The organism is Streptomyces sp. NPDC006879, from assembly GCF_042869595.1.
GTDB lineage: Bacteria > Actinomycetota > Actinomycetes > Streptomycetales > Streptomycetaceae > Streptomyces.
On sequence record NZ_JBIAGC010000035.1, the window covers coordinates 1 to 15571 of the forward strand.

Annotated in this window: 16 protein-coding genes, 1 pseudogene and 1 riboswitch; of the genes and pseudogenes, 8 read left to right on the forward strand and 9 right to left on the reverse strand. The window is 71.1% G+C overall.

Annotation, left to right across the window (positions count from 1 at the left end):
- Positions 1 to 333 precede the first annotated feature (333 nt).
- Complete coding sequence (locus ACFYMC_RS22415) at positions 334 to 573, forward strand: bacterioferritin-associated ferredoxin (protein ID WP_388528141.1); 240 nt, start codon at positions 334 to 336, stop codon at positions 571 to 573.
- A gap of 3 nt (positions 574 to 576) precedes the next feature.
- Here ACFYMC_RS22415 and bfr read toward each other — a convergent pair whose 3' ends face one another.
- Complete coding sequence (bfr, locus tag ACFYMC_RS22420) at positions 577 to 1053, reverse strand: bacterioferritin (protein WP_388528142.1); 477 nt, start codon at positions 1051 to 1053, stop codon at positions 577 to 579.
- 153 nt (positions 1054 to 1206) lie between these two features.
- Between bfr and ACFYMC_RS22425 the strand changes: the two genes are divergently transcribed.
- Complete coding sequence (locus tag ACFYMC_RS22425; RefSeq protein ID WP_388528143.1) at positions 1207 to 1839, forward strand: sulfite oxidase-like oxidoreductase; 633 nt, start codon at positions 1207 to 1209, stop codon at positions 1837 to 1839.
- 12 nt (positions 1840 to 1851) lie between these two features.
- Here ACFYMC_RS22425 and ACFYMC_RS22430 read toward each other — a convergent pair whose 3' ends face one another.
- The 4 genes from ACFYMC_RS22430 to thiS form a co-directional block, all read right to left on the reverse strand.
- The gene (locus ACFYMC_RS22430; RefSeq protein WP_388528237.1) at positions 1852 to 2697 is read right to left on the reverse strand and encodes a deoxyribonuclease IV; all 846 of its coding nucleotides are present in this window, start codon (positions 2695 to 2697) and stop codon (positions 1852 to 1854) included.
- A gap of 83 nt (positions 2698 to 2780) precedes the next feature.
- Entirely contained in the window at positions 2781 to 4739 is a 1959-nt protein-coding gene (pknB, locus tag ACFYMC_RS22435) for a Stk1 family PASTA domain-containing Ser/Thr kinase (RefSeq protein WP_388528145.1), read from the reverse strand.
- 78 nt (positions 4740 to 4817) lie between these two features.
- Positions 4818 to 5612: a thiazole synthase gene (locus ACFYMC_RS22440; RefSeq protein WP_388528147.1), complete on the reverse strand. Its 795-nt coding sequence runs from the start codon at positions 5610 to 5612 to the stop codon at positions 4818 to 4820.
- Positions 5613 to 5614: 2 nt separating this feature from the next.
- Entirely contained in the window at positions 5615 to 5830 is a 216-nt protein-coding gene (gene thiS / locus ACFYMC_RS22445; RefSeq protein ID WP_388528149.1) for a sulfur carrier protein ThiS, read from the reverse strand.
- Between the two features lie 188 nt (positions 5831 to 6018).
- Here thiS and ACFYMC_RS22450 point away from each other — a divergent pair.
- Positions 6019 to 6201 (forward strand): annotated as a pseudogene (locus tag ACFYMC_RS22450) (RNA-guided endonuclease TnpB family protein); the annotation flags it as partial.
- Between the two features lie 33 nt (positions 6202 to 6234).
- Here the strand turns inward: ACFYMC_RS22450 and thiO are convergent.
- Entirely contained in the window at positions 6235 to 7485 is a 1251-nt protein-coding gene (gene thiO, locus ACFYMC_RS22455) for a glycine oxidase ThiO (RefSeq protein ID WP_388528151.1), read from the reverse strand.
- Positions 7483 to 7595: riboswitch (TPP riboswitch) on the reverse strand. Its footprint overlaps the gene before it by 3 nt.
- Positions 7596 to 7758: 163 nt before the next feature.
- Here thiO and ACFYMC_RS22460 point away from each other — a divergent pair.
- The 5 genes from ACFYMC_RS22460 (at position 7759) to ACFYMC_RS22480 (ending at position 12395) form a co-directional block, all read left to right on the forward strand.
- Positions 7759 to 9003 (forward strand): NAD(P)/FAD-dependent oxidoreductase, encoded by a 1245-nt coding sequence (locus ACFYMC_RS22460; protein WP_388528153.1) that lies wholly within the window; start codon positions 7759 to 7761, stop codon positions 9001 to 9003.
- A gap of 79 nt (positions 9004 to 9082) precedes the next feature.
- On the forward strand, positions 9083 to 9448 hold the full coding sequence (locus tag ACFYMC_RS22465; RefSeq protein ID WP_388528154.1) for an Rv2175c family DNA-binding protein: 366 nt from the start codon (positions 9083 to 9085) through the stop codon (positions 9446 to 9448).
- Positions 9449 to 9515: 67 nt separating this feature from the next.
- Positions 9516 to 10184, forward strand: coding sequence for a thiamine phosphate synthase (gene thiE, locus ACFYMC_RS22470; RefSeq protein ID WP_388528156.1), 669 nt, complete (start codon positions 9516 to 9518; stop codon positions 10182 to 10184).
- 120 nt (positions 10185 to 10304) lie between these two features.
- Positions 10305 to 11219, forward strand: a complete 915-nt coding sequence (gene metF, locus ACFYMC_RS22475) for a methylenetetrahydrofolate reductase [NAD(P)H] (RefSeq protein ID WP_388528158.1) — start codon at positions 10305 to 10307, stop codon at positions 11217 to 11219.
- Positions 11220 to 11261: 42 nt separating this feature from the next.
- On the forward strand, positions 11262 to 12395 hold the full coding sequence (locus ACFYMC_RS22480) for a hypothetical protein (RefSeq protein ID WP_388528160.1): 1134 nt from the start codon (positions 11262 to 11264) through the stop codon (positions 12393 to 12395).
- 10 nt (positions 12396 to 12405) lie between these two features.
- On the opposite strand, the gene ACFYMC_RS22485 is transcribed toward ACFYMC_RS22480, so the two are convergent.
- The 3 genes from ACFYMC_RS22485 to ACFYMC_RS22495 form a co-directional block, all read right to left on the reverse strand.
- Complete coding sequence (locus ACFYMC_RS22485; protein ID WP_388528162.1) at positions 12406 to 13911, reverse strand: phytoene desaturase family protein; 1506 nt, start codon at positions 13909 to 13911, stop codon at positions 12406 to 12408.
- A gap of 30 nt (positions 13912 to 13941) precedes the next feature.
- Positions 13942 to 14592 (reverse strand): DUF4126 domain-containing protein, encoded by a 651-nt coding sequence (locus ACFYMC_RS22490; protein WP_388528164.1) that lies wholly within the window; start codon positions 14590 to 14592, stop codon positions 13942 to 13944.
- Between the two features lie 349 nt (positions 14593 to 14941).
- Positions 14942 to 15556, reverse strand: a complete 615-nt coding sequence (locus tag ACFYMC_RS22495) for a TetR/AcrR family transcriptional regulator (protein ID WP_388528166.1) — start codon at positions 15554 to 15556, stop codon at positions 14942 to 14944.
- Between the last annotated feature and the right edge of the window lie 15 nt (positions 15557 to 15571).

The following is a 15571-nucleotide window of genomic DNA, read 5'->3' on the forward strand; positions in this document are numbered from 1 at the left end:
CCCTCAGCGTCCCGGAAATCCGCCGGATGATCGGGCACGTTGTCGTCACGCCCCGCTGCCACAGCAACGAGCACCGTCTGCACTGGTCACACTTCTGACGCCGCAGCCAGGCCCGAGCCCGCCGATGCCACTACCAACGCCGAGGCCACGACCCCCACATGCGGTTGCAGTACTAGGCGTGTTCCTACGAAGGTGGGGCGCGGATCGATGTGATCCGCGCCCCACCGTCGTCTGTGGGACTTTCGCCCCTGCGAGCCACCGGGTAAGGTTAGGTTAGCCTCACCGGCAAGGTGGCGAGGCTCCCACCGAACACCCAGGCCGGGAGGTGACCGCGTGTACGTCTGCTCATGCTTCGGTATCACCGAGAAGCAGGTGAAGGAACACGCGGAAGCGGGAGCCTGCACCCCCCGCCACATAGCTTCGGCCACGAAGGCCGGCACCGACTGCGGTTCCTGCGTGCGCCGGATCCAGGGTCTGCTGGGCCGGGGCGCCTGCCCCCGTCGGGAGCTTCTGGAACAAGGCGGTGCGACCACCGCGCTCGCCGCGGACCCGCAGCTCGCCAAGGTCGCCTGATCCCTACTCCGGCTGCTCGATCAGCTGGGCGATGTACAGCGGCTCACCCAGGCTCTCGATGAGTTCGAGCTGGGTGTCGAGGTAGTCGATGTGGTGCTCCTCGTCGGCGAGGATCTCCTCGAAGAGGTTGGCGGAAGTGAAGTCGCCCTTTGCGCGCATCACCTCGATGCCCCGCTTGAGCCGGTCGATCGCCTCCACCTCGACCTGCCGGTCGGCCTGGAACATCTCCGTGAGCGTCTGGCCGACCCGGACGTGGAACAGCCGCTGGTAGTTCGGTAGCCCGTCCAGCATGAGGATGCGCTCGGTGAGCTTGTCCGCGTGCTTCATCTCATCGATGGACTCTTCGCGGGTGTACTTGGCGAGCTTTGTCCAGCCCTTGTTGTCCTGGATGCGGTAGTGCAACCAGTACTGGTTGATCGCCGTGAGCTCACCGGTGAGCTGTTCGTTCAGAAACTCAAGGACCTCGGGGTCGCCCTGCATCGCAGAGGCTCCTTCCAAGCGTGTGACTGGGCAGGTGCGCGCATCCTCGCACCGCCACCCAAGCGCGTCCAGTAAGTGCATGCTTAGTGGGAGTTGCCCGAATCGACGGAGGCCTGGTCATGACCACCTGCTCTCGTCTGTCACCATGGAGTCATGGGTCAGCCGGAAAGCCGGGAATCTCCGGGAGCAGAGCAGCTGGAGCTTCCTCCGGGACAGCGGCTGCAGCGCGGTTGGCCGGTGACGCACTACGGTCCGGTGCCCAAGTTCAAGCCGGATCGCTGGGAGTTCCGGGTCTTCGGGGCGACCGCCGACGGCGACAAGCGCTGCTGGGACCACGAGGCGTTCGCTTCCCTGCCGTTCTCCACCGTCCTCGCCGACCTGCACTGCGTCACGAAGTTCAGCATGCTCGGGGCCGAATGGGGTGGGGTGCTCGCCCGCACCGTGGTCGAACTGGCTCCGCCAGCCCCCGAGGCCACCCATGTCATGGTCTGGGCCGAGTACGGCTTCAGCTCGAACCTGCGGCTGTCGGACTTCCTCGCCGATCGCACGATCTTCGCCAGCCACAAGGGCGGCGAACCGCTCACCGCGGAACACGGTTTCCCCCTCCGGCTCGTGGTCCCGCACCTGTACGCCTGGAAGGGCCCCAAGTGGGTGCGCGGCATCGAGTACATGACCGCCGACCGCCGCGGGTTCTGGGAGGAGCGCGGGTACCACAACATCGGCGAGGCCTGGAGCGAGCAGCGCTACTCCTATCAGGAGGAGCCGGGAGACGGCCCCGAGCTGTAGGCCCGCGGCGGCTCAGCCGCCCTTGCGCAACTCCTTGAGCCGGGCCACGTCGGCCGCGTGCCCCGCCGTACCGCCCGGAGTCTCGATGACCAGTGGTACCCCGTGGGTCGCCGGGTGGGCCAACAGCTCACCGAAGGCATCCGCGCCGATCCGGCCGGAGCCGATGTTCGCGTGCCGGTCGCGGTGCGAACCGACGCCCTCCTGGGAGTCGTTGGCGTGCACCAGCTTCAGCCGTCCCCCGCCCACCGTGTCGAGGAGCAGGTCCAGAGTCCGGGTCATGCCACCAGGCGGGGCCAGATCGTGCCCGGCCGCGAAGACGTGGCAGGTGTCAAGGCAGACCCCGAGCTTGGGATGGGAGTCCAGGGCTTCGAAGTACGGGCCGAAGTCCCAGGTGCGTGCACACAGCGAAGAGCCCTGTCCGGCGGTCGACTCCAGGAGCAGGAACGGGTCGTCGTCCTCGGTGAGTTCGTCCAACAGCGGCAGCAGCCGCTCCCGTACCTGAGCCAGGGCCTCGCTTCGCGGGCGGCCACCGGTCGCCGAACCGGTGTGGACGACGACGCCGAGTGCACCGATCTCCCGTCCCCGCCGCAGCGAATGCCGCAGCGAGAGGACGGACCTCTCCACCGTGGCCTCGGTGTGGGAGCCGAAGTTGATCAGGTACGGGGCGTGCACGTACACCGGCATGGACTCGGCCGCACAGGCCTCCTTGAACAACTCGTCCTGTGCGGGGTTCCCCCCGGGGGTCGCCCATCCGCGTGGATTGGCCACGAAGACCTGGAGCACCTCCGCACCCATCTGCCTGGCATAGGGCAGTCCCGTCCTGGCCAGGCCACCGGCTACGGGTACGTGCCCTCCCACCGGGTTGCGGTCGCGTCCACTGCGGCGGGCGGTGGGCGCCGGACCTGGGAGGGCCCGTGCGTGGTCGGTGGCGGTGCGCGTGGTCACAGTCCTCGGGTCCTGATCGTGATGGTGCTGCCTTCCGGAGCCTCGTTGCCGGCCGGTACGGACTGGCTGGCGACGGTGTTGCTGAAGGACAGGAAGGGACGCTCCACCTTCACCTTGAAGCCCGCGTCCTCCAGGGCGCGGCGGGCGTCCTTGACGTCCTGGCCGACCACCTCGGGCACCGGGACCTGGCGCGGCCCCTTGGACACGGTGAGAGTGACGGTGTCGCCACGGGCGACCTGGGTCCCGGCGGCGGGCGACTGCTCGGCGACCGTGCCCTGCGGCTGCGCCGAGTTGACCCGCTCGGGCGCGATGCGCACCGTGAAGCCCTGGTCCTGGAGTGCGGCGCGGGCCTCATCGACGTCCGTGCCGAGTGCGGACGGCATCTCGACCGGTGCGCCCTTGCTGACGACGAGCGCCACGGCCGTGTCGGGGGCCCGGCGCTCGCCCGCCGTGGGGTCGGTGCTGATGACCGAGCCCTGGGTGATGGTGTCGCTGAAGGCCTCGGTCACGATCCCGGGGGCCAGACCAGCCTCGGTCAGCTCGCGTTTCGCGTCTGCCAGGGGGCGGCCGGTGACCCTCGGCACGGAGACGATCTTCGGGCCGCGCGAGATGGTGAGTGTCACCGAGCCGTTGCCGCGGATGCGTTGGCCACTTGCCGGATCGCTGGACATGACCGTGCCGCGGTCGAAACTGTCGCTGAAGGCTTCCTCGACGCGCCGGACACCGAGCCCGGCCTGCGAGAGTCGCTCCCGGGCCTGTGCCTCGCTCTTGCCGAGCAGGCTCGGGACCCGGGTGAACTGGCCCGCGCTGATGTACCAGACTCCACCGGAGAGCCCCAGGACCAACAGCACCGCCGCGATGGCCAGGGATGCTCCGCGGCGCAGCGGGAAGAGGCCGGGCCGGCGGGCGGAGCGGGCGCCGGGGCCGGTGGGAGCCGGCACCGGCGGGCGTTCGAAACGGCTGGTCTGCTGGAGGCCGGCGGTCGTCGGTGGCGCCGCCTGCTGGGGTGGACCGCCCACGGGCAGGGCGCGCGGGATCACGCTCGTCCGGTCCTCCGTGCCGTCCCGCGCTACCGCTCTGGCTTGCGGTGGTAGCGCATCCAGCTGTGCGTCGCTGAGCGCGGCGCGGGCCTCACGGGAACGGGCGAGCAGGGCCACCGCGTCGTGCGGGCGCAGTTCGGGATTGCGGGCGGTCGCCGCCGCCACCAACTCGTCGAGGTCCGCGGGAAGCCCGGGAACGACGGCCGACGGGGGCGGGACGTCCTCGTTCAGATGCTGGTAGAGCACCTGGGCGGGGCTGCCGCCGGCGTGTGGTTTGGCGCCCGTGAGCATCTCGTACAGGACCACGCCGCACGCGTAGACGTCTACGCGGGTGTCGGTGGCGCCGTTCTCGATCTGCTCGGGTGCCAGGTAGGAGACGGTCCCAAGGAGCGCGCCGGTGCTCTGGGTGGCCGAGTCCACGGAGCGGACCAGGCCGAAGTCGGCCACCTTGACCCGGCCGTCGTCACCGATCAGTACGTTCTCGGGCTTCATGTCGCGGTGGACGAAGCCGGCCCGGTGCGCGGCGCCCAGCGCGGCCAGGATGGGTTCCAGGATGTCCAAGGTGGCGCGGGGCTGGAGCGCCCCTCGCTCACGCAGCACGTCGCGAAGGGTGCACCCGGAGACGTACTCCATGGCGAGGTAGACGTAGCCGCCGGCGGTGCCCTGGTCGAAGACGGCCACCACATTGGCGTGGTCGAGCCGCGCCACGGACTTCGCCTCGCGGATGAAACGGTCGACGAAGACGGCGTCGGCGGCCAGCGCCGGGTGCATCACCTTCAGGGCGAGTACCCGGTCGAGGCGGATGTCCACGGCCCGGTAGACCGTGGCCATGCCGCCCACCGCGATGCGCGCCTCGATGCGATAGCGCCCGTCGAGGAGCCGCCCGACGAGAGGGTCTTCAAGGGTCGTGTCCACGCAGAGAGTCTACGAGCGCCGCGCGCCGCACCGGCCCGCTCGTGTCCGCTCGCAGCGCAGCTGTGACGTTCGAGCTGGTCAGAAGGCCGGGCGCTCGGGGTCGAGAGCCGCTCGGCCGACTACGGGGGAGGAGGCCTCGGCAAAGTGGCGCCGGGGTATGCGTCCGGCCTGGTGGGCGAGCCGGCCCGCGGCCACCGCGTGCCGCATGGCCTCCGCCATCAGGACCGGTTCCTGGGCGCGGGTGACGGCGGACGCCAGCATGACGGCCGCGCAGCCGAGCTCCATGGCCAGCGCGGCGTCCGAGGCCGTGCCGGCACCGGCGTCCAGGATCACCGGTACCGTGGCCCGCTCGGTGATCAGCTGGAAGTTGTGCGGATTGCGGATGCCGAGGCCGGAGCCGATGGGGGACCCCAGGGGCATCACGGCCGCGCAGCCCACGTCCTGAAGCTTGCGGGCGAGCACCGGATCGTCGTTGGTGTAGGGCAACACGGTGAAGCCGTCGTCGACGAGGGTTTCGGCGGCGTCGAGGAGTTCCACCGGGTCCGGGAGCAGGGTCCGCTCGTCCGCGACGACCTCCAATTTGATCCAGTCGGTTTCCAGCGCCTCGCGGGCCAGGCGGGCGGTGAGCACCGCTTCGCCGGCGGTGAAGCAGCCGGCCGTGTTCGGGAGTACGCGTATGCCGAGCCGGGAGAGCACGGACAGCACCGATCCCTGAACGGCGGGGTCGAGCCTTCGCATGGCGACGGTGGTCAGCTCGGTGCCGGAGGCCACCAGTGCGCGTTCGAGTACGTCCAGGCTGGGCGCCCCGCCGGTCCCCATGATCAGCCGTGAGGAGAAGGCGGTACCGCCGAGCAGGAAGGTGTCTTGCGACATGGTCAGCCTCCCTGGACCGCGGTGAGGATCTCGACCCGGTCGCCCTCGCCAAGTCGGGTGGTCGCCCAACGTCCGCGGGGTACCACGGTCTCGTTCACGGCGGCGGCCACGCCCGAACGGGCCGGGGTCAGGTCGCGGACGAGGTGCTCCAAGGTGGCGCGGTCGGGGAGTGCGCGCGACTCTCCGTTGACGGAGACGGTCATGGTGGGGGAGGTCATCTGGACTCCTTCGTGGATGGCCCCGCCTTGAGGTGGGGGTGGAATCGAAGCTCCGGCGGAGTGGGGCGTCGTGCTGTGGGTTCGCCCTCTGGGCGGTGCGCGGTGTCTGGACAGGCAGGATGTTGTTCACAACACGCGCATGCAGTTTGTGACGGGACGGCCGTCTGACGCTGGCGAAGATGACGGAGCCGCTCGACGTCCGCGCTTGGGCGTGTGACCGCGGGACGACCCATGACCGGGACGTCAACGCGGCGAAGAACACTCCGGCCGCCGGACTGGCGGTGACAGTCTGTGGAGGCGGTGTGAGACCCCAACGAGGTTCCTCCGAAGGGCAGCGGTCGACGAAGCAGAAAGCCCGACCCGCGAGGGAAGGAATCCCCTCCCTTCAGAGGGAGGGGAAGACGTCAGGCTGGCTGCTGCTGGCGGGCGGGTGCGTCGTTGACCGTGGTGGGCGAGGGGAGGCCGGTGCGGAACCGGCGGGGACTGAAGGGGCGGGCCAGCGCGGGGAGTTCCCCGGTGGACAGCACGGCCGCCAGCAGTTCTCCGGTCAGTGGGGTCAGCAGGACGCCGTTGCGGTAGTGGCCGGTGGCCAGATGCAGTCCCGGTAGCTCGCTGGGGCCGAGCAGGGGGGCGTTGTCGGGGGACCCGGGGCGCAGGCCAGCTCGGGTCTCGGTGAGGGGCAGCTCGGTGATGCCGGGGACCAGTTCGTGGGCGTCGCGCAGCAGTTCGTACACGCCGCCTGCTGTGACGGTGGTGTCCCAGCCGAGTTCCTCGCTGGTGGCGCCGAGTACCAACTCGCCGTTCTCCCGGGGAACGAGGTAGACGTGGCCGCCGCGGACCACGGCCCGCACGGTGCGCGAGAGGAAGGGCGCGTACGCCGGCGGCACCTGGAGCCTTAGCACCTGGCCCTTGACGGGGCGGATCGGCGGTTTGGCCTCGGGGGGTAGTCCGTCGATCTGGCCGCTGAGACTGCCGGCCGCCAGGACCGTCTGGTCGGCGGCCAGTTCCACGCCCCCCGCGGGGGCGCCGTCGTGTAGGGAGCCTTCGCCCAGTACGGCGCCGGCCGCCCGGTCGCGCTCCACCCGCAGGCGCGACACCGGGGCCCGGTGGAAGAGCACGCCGGCCCGCTCGCAGGCGGTGACCAGGGCTGCTGCAAGTCTGCGCGGGTCCACCTGGTGGTCCGCGTCCACGCGTAGTCCGCCCCGGACGCCGGGGGCGAGCATGGGCTCCAGGCGTCGGCATTCGCGGCCGGTCAGCCACGTCGACTCCAGTCCGCAGCGGCGTTGTAGCGCGTGGAGGTCGCGCAGGTGGAGGCGGTCGTCGGAGTCCAGGGCCACGGCGAGGGTTCCGCTCGGGCGGAAGCCGATGTCCTGGCCGGTCGTGTCCGCGAGCTCGGCGGCGAAGTCGGGATAGCGGCGTGCTGATTCGAGGTTCAGCCCGAGCAGGGTCTCCTCACCGTAGTGGAGTTCGGTGACCGCCGCGAGCATGCCTGCTGCGACGTGGGCGGCGCCGCCGCCGGGCGTCGGGTCGACGACCGCGGTGTGCAGACCGCGCTGAGCGGCTCGCCAGGCGGTGACCAGTCCGATGATCCCGCCGCCGATGACGAGGACCTCGTGGCTCCGACCACCGGGGCCCTTCTGGGTGGATGCGTGCATGGGCGTCCAGCCCCTCCCTTCGCCGGCATGACCCGGATCAGGTTCGTACGGTCGGAGGCCGTCCAGCCTCCCTCTCAGCCCGGTGCGCCCGGGCTCCCGCGATGGGTAACGGCAGTCAGCCTAACCTCCGCCCCTGGGCGCGGGTAGGCCGCTCTGCGGGGGACGACCTGCGGAGCGGCGGGTGCGGCGGCGGTGGGCGTCTGCGGTGGGCGCGGATCCCCGGTGCGGACACCCTCGCCCATGACGGTCCGTCAGGAGTTTAGGGTGGGCTCCGTGAGCGAGCAGCAGATTCAGGCCGGACCAGCCGGGAACCGCTCCCGGGTCGTCATCGTCGGCGCCGGGATGGCCGGCGTGCAGACCGCCGTGGCCCTGCGGGAACAGGGCTGGGGCGGGCCGGTGACCCTGCTGGGCGCCGAGCCCCATCAGCCCTACGACCGCCCCCCGCTGTCCAAGGCCGTGCTGCTGGGCGAGGCGGAGGGATCGGCCTTCGAAGTCGACTTCGACGCCCTCGCCGTAGACCTCCGGCTGGGCACCGACGTCACCGGGCTACGGTCCGCTGACCATGAGCTCGACACGCCGGCGGGTCCGGTCCCCTACGACGTACTGGTCGTCGCCACCGGCGCCACCCCCCTCGCGCTCCCGGGCAGCGCCGGCGTCCCGGGCGTCCACCTGCTGCGCACCCTCGACGACGCCGAACGACTACGGCCGGTCCTGGCGGACAAGCGTGATCTGGTGGTCGTCGGCGCCGGCTGGATCGGCGCCGAATTCACCACTGCCGCCCGCGCGGCCGGCTGCCGGGTGACCGTGGTCGAAGCCGCCGGCCGACCGCTCGCCCAGGCGCTGCCCGCCCAGGTCACCGCCCCGATGAGCCGCTGGTACGAGGAGGCTGGGGCCCGGCTGCTGACCGATTCCCCCGTGGAGCGCATCCAGTCCGGCTCCGTGACCCTCGCCGGCGGCGCCGTGCTACCCGCCGACGCCGTGGTCGTCGGGATCGGGGCCCGCCCCGCCACGAGCTGGCTCGCGGGTTCCGGCCTCGCGCTCGACCCCGACGGAGCCGTCACCGCCGACGGCCATCTGCGCACCAACCTTCCCGGGGTGTACGCGGTCGGGGACTGCGCTTCCTTCCCCTCCGCGCGCTACGGGCAGCGGCTCCTGGTCCACCACTGGGACAACGCCCTCAGCGGCCCGAGGACCGTCGCCGCCGTGATCCTGGCCGACGAGGCCGGGGAGCCGGCCCCGGTGTACGACCCGGTGCCGTACTTCTGGTCCGAGCAGTTCGGGCGCTTCGTCCAGTACGCCGGCCACCACGGCGACGCGGACGCGCTCGTGTGGCGCGGCGACCCGGCCGGGCCCAACTGGTCGGTGTGCTGGTTGCGTGACCAGATCCTGCGCGCGGTGCTCGCCGTGGGTCGTCCCCGGGACCTGGCGCAGGGGCGCAAGCTCATCGAGGCGAACAGCCGGATGGACCCGGCCCGAACGGCTGACCTCGGTGTCCCGCTCAAGTCAGCGGCCCTGTGACCTGCGGCGCGACTATCCGGGGCCGGGGTCGGGAGTAGCCCGGGTACCGACTGTCGGCGGGAAATGGCAGGCTTGTCCCGTGACCGAGATTGACGCAAAGATCGAAGCGCTCGTACCCGAGTGGCTCTACCTCCCCGACATCGCGGAGATGCTCGACGTCGAAGTGACGCGAGTCCGCCAGCTGGTCAAGGAAGGCCAGCTCATCGCCGTCCGCCGGGGCGAGAACCGCGCCCTCCAGGTGCCGGCCGCCTTCATCGCAGGCGACAAGGTGGTCAAGGGCCTAGTCGGCACCCTGACCCTGCTCCGGGACGACGGTTTCACCGACGAGGAGATGCTGGAGTGGCTCTTCACGGAGGACCCGACCCTGCCGGGGACCCCCGCCCAGGCCCTGGGTGAGAATCGCGGCACGGAGGTGAAGCGCCGCGCCCAGGCGCTCGCCGTCTGATCCGATCCGATCCACGGTGTACGGGGCCGGCTGCCCGGGCCCGTACACCGCCACCAGGGGGGAAACCATGGCCACTGACGCCCATTCGACGGGTCCGCGCGCCCGGCTCGCCGACGCCCGGCTGTACCTGTGCACGGACGCGCGTAAGCGCCAGGGGGACCTTCCCGAGTTCCTCGACGCCGTTCTCGCGGGCGGTGTCGACATCGTCCAGCTGCGTGACAAGGGCATGGAGGCGGGTGAGGAGCTGGAGTACTTGGAGCTGTTCGCCGCAGCGGCCCGTCGGCACGGCAAGCTCCTCGCGGTCAACGACCGCGCTGACGTGGCCCACGCCATCGGCTCCGAGGTGTTGCACCTCGGGCAGGGTGACATCCCCGTGCCGGCCGCCCGGGCCATCCTCGGCGAGGGGGTGCTCATCGGCCGCTCCACGCACGCCGAAGCCGAGGTCGATGCCGCCGCGGTGGAAGCGGGCGTGGACTACTTCTGCACCGGCCCCTGCTGGCCCACGCCCACCAAGCCGGGCCGGTTCGCCCCTGGGCTGGACCTGGTTCGGTACGCGGCTTCCCTCGACCAGGGCCGCCCGTGGTTCGCGATCGGCGGCATCGACGCGGGCAACCTCGACCAGGTGTTGGACGCCGGTGCGAGCCGCGTGGTCGTGGTGCGGGCCGTCACTGAGGCCGAGGATCCTGGTGCGGCAGCGGCCGAGCTCGCCAAGCGGGTCCGTGCGCGTAGCTCCTGACCCTTGGGCGTTTGCACCAGTACCGCCCTTTGGCCTGCTGCTTCCCCGAAAGTGTCCATAATTCTGTCCGAGGAGTGGACGCTTCTTGGGGGGAGACGGCGCACTGTCTAACCTGCCGGTATGGCCCTTGGTACCCCCTCCACCCGGACGGACCGTGCACGTACGGTCCGCGATCTCCTCGCGTCCGGAACCTCGTACTCCTTCGAGTTCTACGCGCCGCGGACGGAGAAGGGAGAGCGGAACCTCTGGAACGCGCTGCGCCGGGTCGAATCGCACGCGCCCAGCTTCGTCTCCGTCACCTACGGAGCCGGTGGCTCCACCCGCGGCGGCACCGTCAAGGCCACCCAGCAGATCGCCGCCGACACCACCCTCACGCCCGTCGCGCACCTCACCGCCGTCGACCACTCGGTCGCCGAACTGCGCAACGTGCTCGGCCAGTACGCCGACGCCGGAATCCGCAACATGCTCGCGCTGCGGGGCGACCCGCCGGGCGATCCGATGGGCGACTGGGTCGCACACCCGGAGGGCGTGCACTACGCCGCCGACCTGGTGCGGCTCATCAAGGAGTCCGGGGACTTCTGCGTCGGGGTCGCGGCCTTCCCCGAGATGCATCCGCGATCCGTCGACTGGGACTCGGACATCCGCCACTTCGTGGACAAGTGTCGGGCCGGTGCCGACTACGCGATCACCCAGATGTTCTTCGATCCGGAGAACTATCTTCGACTGCGTGACCGGGTCGAGGCGGCCGGTTGCCGGACGCCGATCATCCCCGAGGTCATGCCCGTTACCGGAATCCGGCAGCTCGACCGACTGCCGCAGCTCAGCAACGCCCGGCTGCCCGAGGCAGTGAAAGAGCGCATGCTCGACGTCAAGGACGATCCGGCCGCTGTACGCTCCATTGGCATCGAGTTCGCCACGGAGTTCTGCGCACGGCTGCTGTCCGAGGGAGTGCCGGGTCTGCACTTCATCACGCTCAACAACTCCACGGCGACTCTGGAGATCTACGAGAATCTGGGTCTGCACCAGCGGGCCTGACCGGCCGTACCCCAGTGCGCGGCCGAGGGAGAGGGGCCAGGCATGGGCTGGACGGTCCTGTACGTCGCGTTCGGGTTCGTCGCGCTGTGGCTGCTCGGTGAGGTGTTGCTGCAGTACAAGGCGCGGTTGCGCTGGCGGCTGCTCGCATTCGGCGGCTTCCTCGCAGTGGTCGCCGGGGTGGTGGTGCACTCCGTCCTCGTCATCGGTGCGGGCTCCGTGGCCTTCGCAGTCGGCCAGACCTTCGTCACCCTCTCCTTCCGCCGCGGGTTCGCCAAGGGCTGGGCGGTGGGCAGCAAACGGGACCAGGAAGCGGAGCCCGCGGGCAAATCCACCGCCGGTCGGCGCCGGCGAGAGGGAGCGGCCAAGTCCGGTCGTGACCGCACGGAATCGGCACCGCGCCCCGAGCCCGCCCACGATCCGGAGCCGGAGGCTCCCGAGCCCGTAACGCCCCAGGGGGCATACGACCCCGCGGCGGCTGCGGAGTACGGCGACGAGTACCCGAACACGCCCGCCCAAGGCGTTCCGTCGTTGTTCGGCCACGGTGGTGAGCACGCCTATACGGGGCCCACCGAGTCGACGGCCTACACTCCGCAGCCGATGCCCGACGAGACCTCCGCCTACGGTGTCTACGGCACCGATGCCGGTTCCCTTGCTGCTCACCACAGCGACCCGAGCGCCGGCTACCGCTACCACGATCCACAGCAGCCGGCCAGCGGCTACCCGGGCCAGGGCGAGCAGCCGACGCACCACACCACGGACCCCTATGCGACGGGGGCCTACCCCGGCGGCCACGACCACACCGCCTACGACCACACCGCCTACGACCACACCGCCTACGACCCGACCGCCTACGACCCGACCGCCTACGGACACGGCGCCGAGGCCGCGCCCTCCTACCCGGCCTACTCCGACCCGTACATCGGCACCACGGGTACCGACGGTTACGGCTACGACTACGGAACGGACTACGCCAGCGGGCAACACCAGTACGCCGCCGCCGACCCCTACGCCCAGTACTCCATGGACACCCCGCCGGGCGGCGTCTGGGTCCCGCAGCAGCGGGACACCCAATACCCGGACGACACCGACCAGGAGCAGCAGGCGGCCAGCTACCCGCAGGAGCCCCAGGCCTATCCGTACCAGGGCACCGGCGAGTACCAGCAGTACCGCTCCTGACCCGTGACGGTCACTGAGAGCCCCGGAACCCCTCGCCCTCCACGATGAGCCCGGACACCAAGGCCCCGGACATGCCGGTGTGCGCCAAACCCCCGCCCGGGTGCGACCACCCGCCGACCAGGTGAAGACCGGCTAGCAGGGTGGAGTTGGCCGGGTGCAGCAGCCGCCCGCCGGCTCCCGCGAGAGCGGGCGCCGCCACGGACCCGCCCACGGAGCCGGTGGCCTCCGCCAAGTCGGCCGGCGTGTGCCCGTGGTGCCACATCAGCCGCTCACGCAGGTCCGCGACTGCGGGTAGTGCCGCCCGGATCAGGATCTGCGTCCAGCGCTCGACCAGGGCCGGGTCCCGCCAGTCCGACACGCCCTGGGGCGCGACCGTGGCGGTGAGCGTGACCGCCTCATGGCCCTCGTCGGGCCGGGTCGTCGGATCGTCCGGGCGCAGCACGGTGAGCGTGGGGGCGTCGAAGGGCTCGCCGCGGTGCACCGCCCGGAACTCGGCGCCCGTGTCGGGGGAGTGGACCACCGTGCGGTGCACCGTTTCCCGCGGTCTGGCACCGCGCAGCGCCAGGAAGAGGGAGAAGCGGCTCGTCGCACTGTCAGGCGCAGGAGCGAGGTGGCCCGCCCGCAGCCAGCCGGTCCCCGCGGGCAGCAGGCTCGGGAGGCGGCGGGGGTCGACGCCGAAGAGCACCTGTGAGGCCGTCACCGAGGTGCCGTCGGCCAGGGTCAGACCCACTGCCCGGCTGTCCTCCACACGGATGCCGGCGACCTCGGCGCCGAAGACGAAGGTGACCCCCCGCTCGCGGCAGCGCTCGTACACCGCGGTGGCCAGGGCGCGGTTACCGCCGCGCAGGTACCAACTGCCGAAGGTCTGCTCCAGGTAGGGAAGTACCGCGGCCGAGGCGGGGGCGGTGCGCGGGTCCACCCCGTACCCCACCAGATGGCCCTCCATGAGTTGCGCCAGCTGCCCTCCCAGCTCCCGTCGCGCCATATCGCTCAAGGTCGGCGGGCGCCGGCGCAGCAAGCCGCTCCTGCGCACCGCCGGGTAGGGGTCGGCGCCCAGGGTCTGCCAGTCGGCCCGAAGCGGCTCCTCCAACAACGGCCGTCGCGTGGCGTCCCAGGCGCTTCGGGCGCGGCTGAGACAGTCCGACCAGCGCTCGCCCGAGCCCGCACCGAAGGCGGCGTCCAGGGCCGTGACTGTCCCGCCGCGGGAAGTGGCCGGCAGGGTGACCTCCAAACCGCCTTCCAGCACATGGCGGACACCCGGGTCGAGCTGTGCCATCTCCACGCAGTCTTCCAGGGGCCGCTTCCCGGTCTTGACGAACAGGTCGCGGTAGACGGCAGGCAGGTGCAGCAAACCGGGGCCGGTGTCGAAGGCGAAGCCGTCCTGTGTGAAGCGGTCGAGCGCCCCGCCGTAGCCCGAGGAGCGCTCGAAGACCGTCACCCGATGGCCCGCGACTGCCAGTCGGGCCGCCGCTGCCATTGCGCCCATGCCGGCGCCGATCACCGCGATGTCTGCCATGCGCCCGAGCCTATCCTCAGCTACGGACAGTCACAGAGCCTGGTCAGTGCGGTGCGGTGGGGGTGCGTTCGAGGCGTGGGGGGCCTCCGCGGCGGCTGCCTGCTGCTCGGCGCGCCGCTGGGCCCGCCGGCGTAGGAACCGGCGGATCCGGGAGGCGAGGAAGAAGACCAGGAACCCACCGGCCAGGAGGAACAGTCCGGCCAAGGTGGCCGCGGCCACCGGGTGGAAGACGGCGAAGGTGACCAGGGCCGCCACCGAGAGGTCCTCGATGGTGCTGAGCACGATGTTGCTGGCCGGCTCCGGCGAGGTGTTCACCGCCATCCGTGTACCGGCCTTGACCAGGTGGCTCAGCAGGGCTGTCGTCCCACCGACCGCGCCCGCGGCGAGATCCGGCAGCGAGCCGCTCTGGCCGGCCAGCAGCGCGCCCACCACGGCACCGGCCACGGGACGGATCACGGTGTGTGCCGCGTCCCAGGCGGAGTCCACGTAGGGGATCTTGTCGGCCACCGCCTCGCAGAGGAAGAGCACTCCGGCGACGATCAGGACGTCGGGGCGTTGGAGTGCGGCGGGTACCTCGTCGCTGAGCCCGGTCGCGCCGAAGAGGCCGAGGAGGAGGACCACCGCGTAGGCGTTGATCCCGCTGGCCCAGCCACTGGTGAAGACCAAAGGGAGTACGGACACCGGCTGATGGTAACCAGTTGGCGGTCGCCGGAACCGGGGAAGCCCCCGTAGGACTGAGTACCCGTACCTAGACGAGCAGATGAGTAGGTACGCGGATGAACCGCACCCGTGGGAGCGGGAGAGTGGTTCGACAAGGAAGCGGAGGTGCCCTGCGCCGCGACCGCCGACACGGGGCGGCGGACACGGCGCGGGTGCCTCTCTGCGGTTGCGGCGCACGCCCCGGTCGGGACGTGCGCTGCCCGTGCGGCGGGGCCCTGGGGGAGCGGGCCCCGCCGCACGGGCGGGGCCCGCCGCACGGTGGTGTCGCGGGCCCACCCCGAGGCGCTCCCAGGCGCCTTTCGCAAGGCGATCAGCGGCTCCCGCTCACCCGGCCCCGCAGCAGGAGTGACAGCGCCGAATGGACGTCGTCCAAGGAGCGCTCCCGTTGGAATGCCTGCCAGTCCAAAGCGGCCACCAGCACCATGCCGACCAGCGCCGCCGCGGTGAGCGGCACATCGATCTCTGCACTCAGTTCACCGCGCTCCACGCCCTGGCGCAGCACGCCCTCCACCACCGCCACCGCCTCCTGGCGGACCACCAGCAAGGTGGACTGCCAGGCCCGGTTGGTGCGCCACAACTCGGCCACGTAGAGCTGGGTGAAGGCCGGGTAGCGGTCGATGAAGACCAGGCCGGCCCGGATCATCGCGTCCAGCGCCTCGACCTTGCTGCCGCCCCGCTCCTCGGTCTCCTCGGCGGCTGCTCTCAGGGAGGCGGTGAGCAGACCGACACCGTGCCGCAGCAGCTCCTCGAAGAGCACCGTCTTGCTGGCGAAGTTGTAGTAGACGGTGCCCTTCGCGACCCCGGCCCGCTCGGCGATCTCGTCCACCGTCGTCGCCGAGAAACCCTGCTCGGCTATCAGCGTCACCGCGGCTTCGTAGAGCTTCTGCCGGGTGGCCTGGCGTCGGGTGCTGCTGGCGCTCTCCATGCCCTTGATTCTCAC

Coding starts and splice junctions, on each gene's coding strand:
- bfr (WP_388528142.1), bottom strand. CDS start 1,053: ATGCAGGGCGACCCCGAGGTCCTTGAGTTTCTGAACGAACAGCTCACC.
- ACFYMC_RS22425 (WP_388528143.1), top strand. CDS start 1,207: ATGGGTCAGCCGGAAAGCCGGGAATCTCCGGGAGCAGAGCAGCTGGAG.
- ACFYMC_RS22440 (WP_388528147.1), bottom strand. CDS start 5,612: ATGTCGCAAGACACCTTCCTGCTCGGCGGTACCGCCTTCTCCTCACGG.
- thiS (WP_388528149.1), bottom strand. CDS start 5,830: ATGACCTCCCCCACCATGACCGTCTCCGTCAACGGAGAGTCGCGCGCA.
- thiO (WP_388528151.1), bottom strand. CDS start 7,485: ATGCACGCATCCACCCAGAAGGGCCCCGGTGGTCGGAGCCACGAGGTC.
- thiE (WP_388528156.1), top strand. CDS start 9,516: ATGGCCACTGACGCCCATTCGACGGGTCCGCGCGCCCGGCTCGCCGAC.
- metF (WP_388528158.1), top strand. CDS start 10,305: ATGGCCCTTGGTACCCCCTCCACCCGGACGGACCGTGCACGTACGGTC.
- ACFYMC_RS22480 (WP_388528160.1), top strand. CDS start 11,262: ATGGGCTGGACGGTCCTGTACGTCGCGTTCGGGTTCGTCGCGCTGTGG.
- ACFYMC_RS22485 (WP_388528162.1), bottom strand. CDS start 13,911: ATGGCAGACATCGCGGTGATCGGCGCCGGCATGGGCGCAATGGCAGCG.
- ACFYMC_RS22495 (WP_388528166.1), bottom strand. CDS start 15,556: ATGGAGAGCGCCAGCAGCACCCGACGCCAGGCCACCCGGCAGAAGCTC.